At 44.0% G+C, this 10554-nt stretch carries 8 protein-coding genes; 6 read left to right on the top strand and 2 right to left on the bottom strand.

The annotated features are described in order from the left end of the window. Positions 1–70 precede the first annotated feature (70 nt). From dnaA to gyrB, 4 genes are all read left to right on the top strand, one after another. Positions 71–1480, top strand: a complete 1410-nt coding sequence (gene dnaA, locus HY877_02150) for a chromosomal replication initiator protein DnaA (GenBank protein ID MBI5299086.1) — start codon at positions 71–73, stop codon at positions 1478–1480. 401 nt (positions 1481–1881) lie between these two features. Then, positions 1882–2994 (top strand): DNA polymerase III subunit beta, encoded by a 1113-nt coding sequence (gene dnaN / locus HY877_02145; GenBank protein MBI5299085.1) that lies wholly within the window; start codon positions 1882–1884, stop codon positions 2992–2994. A 15-nt stretch (positions 2995–3009) separates the two neighbouring features. Further along, entirely contained in the window at positions 3010–4086 is a 1077-nt protein-coding gene (gene recF / locus HY877_02140; protein MBI5299084.1) for a DNA replication/repair protein RecF, read from the top strand. A 208-nt stretch (positions 4087–4294) separates the two neighbouring features. After that, positions 4295–6778: a DNA topoisomerase (ATP-hydrolyzing) subunit B gene (gyrB, locus tag HY877_02135; protein MBI5299083.1), complete on the top strand. Its 2484-nt coding sequence runs from the start codon at positions 4295–4297 to the stop codon at positions 6776–6778. Here gyrB and HY877_02130 read toward each other — a convergent pair. Next, entirely contained in the window at positions 6775–7968 is a 1194-nt protein-coding gene (locus HY877_02130; GenBank protein ID MBI5299082.1) for an ATP-binding protein, read from the bottom strand. The two genes, gyrB and HY877_02130, sit on opposite strands and share 4 nt — an antisense overlap. Positions 7969–8003: 35 nt before the next feature. Continuing rightward, entirely contained in the window at positions 8004–8486 is a 483-nt protein-coding gene (locus HY877_02125) for a hypothetical protein (GenBank protein ID MBI5299081.1), read from the bottom strand. 22 nt (positions 8487–8508) lie between these two features. Between HY877_02125 and HY877_02120 the strand changes: the two genes are divergently transcribed. After that, the gene (locus tag HY877_02120) at positions 8509–9600 is read left to right on the top strand and encodes an RluA family pseudouridine synthase (protein MBI5299080.1); all 1092 of its coding nucleotides are present in this window, start codon (positions 8509–8511) and stop codon (positions 9598–9600) included. Positions 9601–9716: 116 nt separating this feature from the next. Next, the coding region (locus HY877_02115) for a hypothetical protein (GenBank protein ID MBI5299079.1) at positions 9717–10554 on the top strand (838 nt) is incomplete at its 3' end.

Here is a 10554-nt window from a genome sequence, read left to right as displayed (position 1 = left end):
GGGAGGCTCCAAAGGATTAGCAGTTGGATGGGTATAAGCGAGACCATATAAATCGAAAGTGGATTTTCTTATGTATTTATCCCAGAATGTGGATAAGGTTGTGGATAATTTTTCTCCGTCAGAAGCCCTTTGTGAAACCCTTAAAGAGCTGTTAAGGTCCAAAGTAAGCCAACTCAATTACAATAACTGGTTTAAACCGATTGTGGACGGTCGTTTGGATGGGGGTAACTTTGTCATGACCGTCCCCAACAAATTTATCGCCGACTGGATTACCGACTATTATATTGAGCTTCTGGAAAAAGAGGTTTCAGAGCTTGTCAAACAACCCCTCAAAATTCGTTTTGATGTTGCCAAGGAAGAAGGAGAAGTCGTTCAAACAGCGGTCGCAATGACTGTTATCGAAAGATCACCGGTTGTAACAAACGCGGTTTCGGTCCGTCCCCCACAACAAGCCATTTTAAATCCCAAGTATAATTTTGAAAGTTTCGTGGTGGGAAGCGGAAACCAGCTGGCGCATGCCGCCGCCAAGTCCGTCGCCGATCTCCCGGGGGGGCATTACAACCCTCTCTATTTATATGGAGGGGTGGGCTTGGGTAAAACCCATTTATTAAATGCCGTTGGTCTTTTCCTCGTCAAAAAAAATCCCGATTTCAAAATTATTTATGTGAGTTCTGAAAGATTCATGAATGAATTCATCAATGGTGTTCGCCACGACAAGATGTTGGAGTTCCGGAAAAAATATCGGGAGTCGTGTGACATGCTTTTAATTGACGATATTCAGTTTTTGGGGGGTAAAGAGGGAACGCAGGATGAATTTTTTCATACCTTCAACGTTCTTTACGAATCGCAACGTCAAATTATTGTCACCAGCGACAAAATGCCGAAGGAGATTGCGGGGCTTGAAGAGCGACTTCGTTCCCGTTTTGAATGGGGATTGATCGCCGATATTCAGCCCCCCGATCTGGAAACACGTATCGCCATTCTGCGCAAAAAAGCCGAGACGGATCAGATTTATCTTAATAATGAGATCACCATGTTCTTGGCCTCCCACATAAAATCAAACGTTCGCGAATTGGAGGGGGCTCTGATTCGCCTTAACGCATTCGCCACGCTGGCAAAATGCGCCATCACGATTGATCTGGCCAAAGAAGTGTTCAAAAATATTCTTCCTTCTAATCAAAATGGGCGAACAGGGACGGCCACCATTGAAACCATTCAGGAAAAAGTGGCTCTCTATTATCAAATCAAGGTCGCCGATTTAAAATCCCCAAGAAGAATGCGCGTGCTGGCCCACCCTCGTCAGGTAGCTATGTATCTTTGTAAAAAACATTTGAAGGCTTCTTTTCCGGATATTGGCAATCGTTTCGGAGGAAAAGATCACACCACGGTCATTCATGCCTGCAGAAAAATTGAAACGCTTGCTGGCAAAGATCCAAAAACTCAAAACGAAATCTCCGATCTCGAAAAAACAATCCTTTAATAAATGCGGGGAAAAAATTGTGTGAAGTGGGTTTTGGGGTTTCGCGCAGGCAATTTTAACAAACGGGGTCTAAAGCAAAAATTGCCGAGCGATAAGCGGGCTTTGTGGGACGACCCGCAAAGAACCGCGGCCCCAAAACCCAGTTCACACAATTTTTACCCCGCATTTGTCCCGTGTTGATATTTGCTGTATAACTTGGGAATTACTGTTGACAACTATTAGAGAGGTGCCATAAGTTTTTTTACGCATGGGACAACTTCTTTTTAATCCACAAACGTTCAACCCAAAATCTTCATTAACATTACAAGAAGTTACTTTGCTTACGAACAAATCCACAGCACCTACTTCTACTTCTATTTTTTTATATATATATAATACTAAAGAAACTAAGAGATCATTTTATGGAAATTAAAATTGAAAAACGTTTTTTGAATGAAGGATTGAATTGGGTGCAGAGTGTTGTTGATCGAAAAACAACAAAGCCCATTCTGTCGAATGTGTTACTCGAAGCAAAAGGGAATACGTTGACACTCAGTGCAACGGACTTGGAAGTTGGGGTAATCGGTTCGTGGAAAGCTGAAGTAATCACACTGGGCAAAATTACAGTTCCTGCACGCGGGTTCTATGACATTGTCAAAGAACTCCCTAATCAAATTATTCAAATCACGGCGCAACCAAATCACTGGATTGAAATAAAATGTGCGAAGTCTCATTTTAAATTGGTTGGAATGGATGCCGCAGAATTTCCAGCTCTCCCCAAAAAAGGAGAAGGAAATGAATTTACTCTCGATGTTAAAACAACATTGGAGATGCTTTCCAAAGTTGATTTTGCCATGTCAACCGATGAAACGCGTTACAACCTGAACGGAATTTTAATTGAGGCCTCCGCCAGTGACGGCAAAAATATTATTCGTTTCGTAGCAACAGACGGTCATCGTCTTTCTCTCTCCGAAAGAACCATCGATAAAAAACTTCCATTAAATCAGGGCGTTTTGTTTCCCCAAAAAGGGGTAACGGAATTAAAACGCCTTGTGGATGGAAAAGAAGGGGATATCTACTTCTGGGTTGGGGATAAACACGCAGTTATCAACAAAGATGAAAAAACCTTGATGGTAAGCTTGATTGACGGACAATTTCCGCCTTATACACACGTTATCCCCAAGAATCATAAGAAAGTTTTATCAACTCCCCGCGCTGAATTGTTGCAGTCTCTTAAAAGAGTTTCCGTTGTAACGAATGACCGTTCTAGAGGAGTGAAGTTCATTGTCTCTCCGGGGAATTTGGAAATCAGTGCAAATAATCCCGATTTGGGAGAAGCCAAAGAAGAAATGGTGGTGCAATATAAAGGATCCACATTTTCAATCGGCTTTAACGCCACCTATTTTTTGGACTGCCTCTCTATTTTGGAGGATGAACAGGTTGTTCTTCAACTCAACGACGAGGTCTCTCCCTGTCTGATCCAGTCTGAGTTTGACCGTGGTTTTACCCACGTCATTATGCCTATGAGATTGTAAGAGTGGGGTCAATTCGTGCATCTTCAAAAAATTAGACTCAAAAATTTCCGCAACATTCCCTTGCTTGGGTTGGATTTTCATCCCCAATGCAACATTTTTGTCGGTCCCAACGCACAGGGAAAGACAAACATTCTGGAAAGTATCTATTTTTTGGCCTTCGGAAGATCTTTCCGACTTCAAGATTATAAACCCCTCATTCAATGGGGTTTCACCGAAGCGTTTGTAAAAGCCTCGGTTTTGCAATCGGCCGGAAGTGAAGAGAGAGAAGCGCACCTTAATCCGGAGAAAAAGAGATTTTCGAAAAACGGAAAGGGATCGACTCCCAACCAATTCAAATCAATGCCCATCGTTCTTTTTGCCCCTGAAGAGATTCTCCTTTTGAAAGAAGCGCCGCAAGCAAGGCGCGATTACATGGACGGATTGATCTCCAAAATCTCCCCAACCTATGGGGACCATTTGAGGCGATACAAAAGAGCCCTTTCACAGAGAAATAGATTGTTAAAAGACGAGTTTTTAACGCGGGAAGAAAAAGAGAAACAGATCATATTGTGGGAAACGCCGATGTTTGAAGAGGCCAAACACCTTATTAAAGAGAGGGGACTCTGGATACAGCGGCTCAACGAAATTTTGGAACCGCAGTATGCCGCCATCAGCGGCGATCTTAAAAAGGCCCAGTTTATTTATGAGCCGAACACAAAAACGGAAAATTATCAGGAATATCAGGAAAAGAGGCGCGCCGATGAATTGGAACGAAGAATTTCTTTGGTGGGTCCTCACCGAGATGATTTCAACGCCGATCTACAGTCGAAAAAGATTCAGGACTCTGGTTCTCAAGGAGAAATGCGGACTTTTACATTGGCCCTCAAACTTTCCGAAATAGAACTCTTTGAAAGAATTTTGGGCGAATCACCGATATTATTGTTGGATGATGTGATGTCCGAACTCGATAAAAATAGAAACGAACACCTTTTTAAAGTCCTCCAAAATTTCAAAGGTCAGGTATTCGCCACCGCCACATCAATCGATCTATTTCCAACAGGAGTTTTAAAAGAATATTTCTCGTGGAAATTGAATGATGGAAAAATTGCGTGAAGGGGGTCTTGGGGTTTCGCGCAGGCAATTTTAACAAACGGGATATAAAGCCAAAATTGCCGAGCGATAAGCGGGCTTTGCGGGACGACCCGCAAAGAACCGCGGCCCCAAGACCCCCTTCACGCAATTTTTCCATCATAATTGTTTAATCCCTCTTTACTTTTGATTGAAGCTTTGTTAAACGTTTCGCCTTCAAAATCAAATATTTATGGCAACTGAAGCCCTTCAAACGGACAAAAAAACGGCGAAAGAACCCCCCTCAAAGGATATTCCCAAGGGGGGGCATAGTTATGATGCCTCCAGCATTAAAGTTTTAGCGGGTCTTGAGGCCGTTCGCAAACGTCCCGCCATGTATATCGGCTCCACAGGCGCCTCTGGCCTTCATCATTTGGTCTATGAAGTGGTTGATAACAGTTGCGATGAATTTTTGGCCGGCTTTTGCACCGAAATTAATGTTTTTATCCACATGGACAACAGTATTACCGTCATTGATAACGGTCGCGGCATTCCAACCGGTATTCATGAAACCGAAAAAGTTTCCGCGGCCGAAGTAGTGATGACCAAACTCCACGCCGGTGGAAAATTTGAAAACAGTGCTTACAAAGTTTCAGGCGGATTGCATGGTGTGGGTGTTTCCTGCGTGAATGCCCTCTCTGAAGTGCTCAAGTTGGAAATCCGTCGCGATGGGAATGTTTATTCTCAGGAATATCGAAGAGGAACGCCGGTTGCTCCGTTGAAAATTATTGGCAAGAGTGACAAGTGCGGCACAAAAGTTGTTTTCAAGGCCGACCCCGAAATTTTCACCGAAACAACTGTTTATAATTTTGATACTCTGTCGCAAAGATTGCGCGAACTTTCTTTCCTGAACCGCGGTCTCAAAATTACCATTCTGGATGAGCGGGAAAAAGACAAAGAGCACACTTTTCAGTATGAAGGCGGAATTTCCAGCTTCGTGGAATATCTGAACAAAAGAAAAACCCCGATCCACAAACCCATTTATATTGAATCCACCAAAGACAAAGTGCAGGTGGAAATCGCCCTTCAATGGAACGATGGATATCAGGAAAACATTTTTTCTTTTGCAAACAACATCAACACGCGCGACGGGGGAACTCATCTCACGGGTTTCAAATCGGCGCTGACGCGCGCAATCAATCAATACGCAACGAGTAATGAACTGTTGAAAAAAATGAAGGAGAGTCCGGAGGGGGAAGACGTGCGCGAAGGATTAACCGCCGTGATTTCGGTAAAACTCCCCAATCCGCAATTTGAAGGGCAAACAAAAGGTAAATTGGGAAATTCGGAAATCGAAGGGCTTGTCAAACAGGTGGTCTATGAAAGATTGACTGATTATTTTGCGAAGCACGGACCCGACGCCAGAAAAATTATTAACAAAGTCATTGAAGCGGCCATGGCGCGTGAAGCCGCAAGACAAGCGCGCAATTTGGTGCGCAGAAAAAGCGCGTTGGAAAGCAGTGCGCTCCCCGGAAAATTAGCCGACTGCCAAGAAAGAGATCCCGCGCAAAGTGAGTTGTATATCGTGGAAGGAGATTCGGCCGGAGGTAGTGCAAAACAAGGTCGTGACCGCAGATTTCAGGCCATTCTTCCGCTTAAAGGAAAAATTCTTAATGTGGAGAAGGCGCGCTTTGATAAAATGCTTTCTTCCGAAGAAATTCGCACGATCATTACCGCTTTGGGAACGTCCATTGGTGAAAAAGAATTCGATATCAACAAACTCCGTTATCAATCCATCATTTTGTTGGCCGATGCCGACGTTGACGGTTCTCACATTCGCACACTGCTTCTCACTTTTTTTTATCGCCAAATGCCGTCGATCATTGAACGCGGTTATCTCTACATCGGACAGCCGCCCCTTTATCGTGTGCAAAAAGGAAAATCCGAAAAATATCTGAAAGATAATGCGGCGCTCGAAGATCATTTGATTGAACTCGGTGTGGAGGGAATTAAACTCAAGGCAAAGGGAAAAACTCAGGAAATTTCGGGAAAAAATTTATCGACTCTCACCAAAAAATTGATTCGCTTCACCAATATCTTGGATCTCACTCGCGCCAAAAGCGATCCGCGTGTTGTTGAAGCGATTGTGACTTCCGCAAATTTCGAGGCAAAACTTTTAAAGGAAGATGGATCAAAGCTGGATGTTGAACTGGATAAGGTATCCGCCTATTTCAAAAAGAAGTACCCCGAAATTAGCGATTTCAAAGTTGAGGTGGAGGAAGACCCCGAACATTTAAGCCACAAAATTATTTACGAAACCAACACGAATGGTTTATCCAAAAAAACGGTGGTGAATGTGGAATTTTTGGATTCTCCGGAATTTCAGGAACTCAAAAAACTTCAAACAGGTTTTCGTGAAATTGGAAACGCCCCCTTTACATTAAGTCACGATGGAGAAGAAAAAACATTCGAAGACCTTCTCCAAGCGAAAGAATATGTGCTCGAAGAGGGCCGCAAAGGTCAATATATCCAACGCTATAAAGGTCTTGGTGAAATGAATCCGACTCAGCTTTGGGAAACCACGCTTAATCCGCTTACCCGTCGTCTTTTTCAGGTAAAAATTGAAGACGCCGTCGAAGCCGACGCCATTTTTTCCGTGTTGATGGGAGACCAAGTCGAACCTCGCAGAGAATTCATCGAAAAAAACGCCCTCCGCGTCAGGAATTTGGATATTTAAATATATTCCCACATTTTCTGCCAAGGAATGGCAAGGAAATTTCCGAATTTTTGTGCCACGGATGTCTGGCAGACAAGAAGTGCTGTTTTACATCCATATTTTTCGCGGAAAACATCCAAACCTTTAAAATCTGCCGCAACGGGTTTGTCTGTTGCTTTTATTTCAACCGCAATTCTGCCGCCATCTTTTTCAATAATAAGATCAACCTCATGGTCCTGCTTGGAACGCCAATGGGATAATGGTGCCTTGTGCTGAAGGTGACACATGATTTCCTGAATAATAAAATGTTCGAACAGCACGCCCATTTGAAGTTGCAAAATCCCCTCGCTATGACCGATTGGAGCCGCCGCATTGCGCACCCCCACATCAAAAAAATAGTATTTTGGGGTTTTCAAAACGGAATCTCTTGAAGTCCCAAAAGCTTCCAAGCGATAAATGATCAGCGTGTCTTCCAAAATCTGGAAATAGTCGCGGATACTCGTATGACTAAGCCCCACCTGATTTGAAATTTTTGTATGATTCGGCGATGTGCCCGACTCAAGAGCGGCAAGCCTCAAAAATTTGGTAAATTTCGGCAAATTTCGCACAACCGCTTCCATTTTGATTTCTTCGTCCAGATAAAGGTGAGCATAAGAGGCCAGCAATTCTTCTTTTTGTTTTAAATCCACTTTAGAAACAATCCCCGGAAGAAAACCAAAAAGGAGATGGCCTTTAAAATTGTCTGGCTTTTGAATTAAACCACATTCTTGCCACGACAAGGGCGAGAGATATTCAAGAAAAATTCTTCCGGGAAGCCAATTGGTTCCCATCCGTTTCATTTTTCTTGCCGAAGAGCCGCAGGCGGCAAGGACGATTTTTTTTTGGTCAATCAAAAATTGCAGGACATCCATCACTTTTGGTATTTTTTGAATTTCATCGATCAGTAAACAGATTGGCTTTTCTTTTCTTTTTGCCTCGACCGCCCTCAAAATAACTTCGGGGTCTGATTCGATAATCTCCCTTTGGGAAGGAAGTTGAAAATAATAGCGAAGCTGTTCTTCTTCTGGAATGGCATCGAAAATGTTGGCCAAGATAGTTGACTTCCCGGTTTGCCTTGGACCAAGGAGAAGAAAAGAGGAGGAAGATTCTAATTTTCCCTGTAATTCCAGCTGTTTAAATCTATTGAAAGTTATAGTTTCAATTTCAGCCATATTTTGAAACTAGCACTTTCAGTAGTTCTTAGCAATTATCCAATCTTCATCGACTTTAGAAATTCTTGGAAGGGTTTGTAGTAGGTGTCGAATTGATCGGCGGGGAAACTGGCGGTCATGTTGATGGCCATTTGTCCCTTTAACAGAGTCACTTGCACCTGTTTTACAATTTGGCCCGGTTGGATGTGAGAGAGGTCTTGCCCCTTGTCTTTCCCCACCATTTTGGCCATTTGAGAGACGTCCCACTGGCAAACCATCATCTTTCCGCGCACGCCGCTGACCACCAAATCCTTTTCGTTGGAAATTTTGAGGTCCTGAATGCCTCTTTTTTGGATCGATTCCTTGATCTTGACGAAATACTCTGCTAACTCGAGCGGTTGCGGTAGGAATTCTTTTGTTAAAATAACGTTTGGTTTGACTCTCTTGTCTGTGGAGGGAAGTGTTAAGGTGAGCATCCCTTGGCAACTCCAATCATCAGGGATGTCAGCAGAAAGACCAGCTAAATTAATGTTCGTCATAGGGGGGGATATAAACACAACCATGGAATCACGTCAATTTATCGTTAATGTAGGAGAGTCGGGCCACCGGATAGATCGGTGGCTTACACAGAAAATGCCAAACCTCTCGCGCGGGCAGATCAAGCATCTGCTCGATCACGGCAAGGTGTTGGTCAACCATCGGCGCGTTTTGATTGCCGGATGGGAGTTGGAATCCAATGATGCGGTGGAAGTGCGAATTCCGGATGGAGGTGTGCCGGAAGTTCATGAGCCAGCGTCATTGCGAGCCCCACAGGGGCGAAGCAATCTTCCACGAAGACAGGAGGAGATTGCCACGGTCCCTGCGGGACCTCGCAATGACAAAAGAATAGAGCGCGTTTCTCCTGAGAGTATCGTCAGCAGTGCAAAAAGATTTCTCGAAGTTCTTTATGAAGACCGCGATATTATTGTCGTCAATAAACCCGCAGGCGTTTTGACCGAACCAAAGGGAGATTCTCCACACGATCATCTTTTGGGAATGATCAAAGGGTATTTAAAGAGAAAACATAAAGAATCCCGCGGCTCGTATATAAAATTATTGCATCGTCTGGATAAAGATACTTCCGGGGTGATCGTCGCGGCGAAATCAAAAGTGGGCGAACAACTCGAAGACCAATTTCGCGGTCACCGCATTGAAAGAAATTATATTGCCATTGTAGAAGGACGCGTTGATCAAGAGGAAGGTGTAATTGATCTTCCGCTGGAAAAAGGAGAATTCGAAGGAGGAAAAAAATCACGCGTGGCGCACAATAAAGGAGAAGGCAAAGAGGCCATCACCCGCTTTCGTGTGAAAGAGCGCTATTCCAACGCAACACAGCTTTCAATTAATGTTGGAACCGGCAGAACGCACCAAGTGCGCGTTCACTTGTCCGAAAAGGGACATCCGTTGATTGGGGATCACACGTATGGAAGCAAAATACGTTTTCCAAGACACGCGCTTCACGCAACTTTGTTGGCGTTCAAACATCCGCGCACGGGAAAACAGGAACGTTTCGAAACAAAACTGCCGCAAGATTTGGAGAAATTGATCGACCAGTTAAGGGTACATCCGGAAACCGTGATAATTGGGAACCTCCCAAAACTGTCCAGATGCTAGGCGCCCGCAAACCCGCAACCGGAGCGTACCTTTAATGGTATGTGAGGATTGCGGGTTTGCGGGCAACAACGCAGATGGACAGTTTTCGGAGGTTCCCTTAAGAGGGGTATAGTCTGATGGAGACTCCAGAGCTGTCACACAATTTGCACTCCTATTATCCGGAGCTTCGCAAATGGCGTTCCACAAAAAATCTTCAAAAATCTGCTTTTTATAAAAGCATTGAACCTCAACTTTCCCAACTCTTGAATTATTATGAAGTGGGACACTACGCGCCGCCCATCGAAAAATCACTGATTGGCGAAGGTTTCCGGGGTGTGACTTGGAATCTGGAAAGAGGTATATGCTTTGATGGGATCGCCGACATTTTAAAAAATCACCCGACACTTGGAAAAGCGGATATCTTTTTTTGTCCCGAAACCGATTTGGGCATGGCCAGATCCCAAAACAGAAATGTTTCACGGGAATTGGCGAAAGCGCTTCAGTTAAATTATATTTTCGTTCCGGCCTATCTTAATTTGGACAAGGGAAATGGAATGGAAAGGGATGTGGACGGAGAAAATAGTTTGGGTCTTCACGGAAATTCCATTTTTTCAAGATGGCCGATTCAAAATTCAAGAGCCATTCGTCTCATGAATTGCAAAGACAAAATGCGTGGGAGAGAAAAAAGACTTGGGAGCCAACAGGCCGTAGTGGTTGATTTAATACTTCCCTCCGGTCCTCTAAGAGCGGTGACTCTTCACTTGGACGCGCACTCTTCCCAGCGCCAGCGTTATCATCAAACCAAAACAATTCTGGATTTTCTGGCAAAAGAAAATTTTAAAGGGCCTACTTTGATTGGTGGGGACTGGAACACCTCCACTTATCACGCAAGCCATGTCTTTTTTACTTTCTTCAGTTTTTTGCGAAAAGTGGCGATGGGACCAAAGCGTGTCGTGGAAAAACATTACAATCATC

The organism is Deltaproteobacteria bacterium, assembly GCA_016213065.1.
Classification (GTDB): Bacteria; UBA10199; UBA10199; order SPLOWO2-01-44-7; family SPLOWO2-01-44-7; genus JACRBV01.
This window is presented reverse-complemented; position numbering and strand designations above follow the sequence as displayed.

What these genes read in the sequence shown, in the direction of transcription:
- gyrB (MBI5299083.1), top strand. Translation starts at nt 4,295, where the DNA reads ATGGCAACTGAAGCCCTTCAAACGGACAAAAAAACGGCGAAAGAACCC.
- dnaA (MBI5299086.1), top strand. Translation starts at nt 71, where the DNA reads ATGTATTTATCCCAGAATGTGGATAAGGTTGTGGATAATTTTTCTCCG.
- HY877_02125 (MBI5299081.1), bottom strand. Translation starts at nt 8,486, where the DNA reads ATGACGAACATTAATTTAGCTGGTCTTTCTGCTGACATCCCTGATGAT.
- dnaN (MBI5299085.1), top strand. Translation starts at nt 1,882, where the DNA reads ATGGAAATTAAAATTGAAAAACGTTTTTTGAATGAAGGATTGAATTGG.
- HY877_02130 (MBI5299082.1), bottom strand. Translation starts at nt 7,968, where the DNA reads ATGGCTGAAATTGAAACTATAACTTTCAATAGATTTAAACAGCTGGAA.
- HY877_02120 (MBI5299080.1), top strand. Translation starts at nt 8,509, where the DNA reads ATGGAATCACGTCAATTTATCGTTAATGTAGGAGAGTCGGGCCACCGG.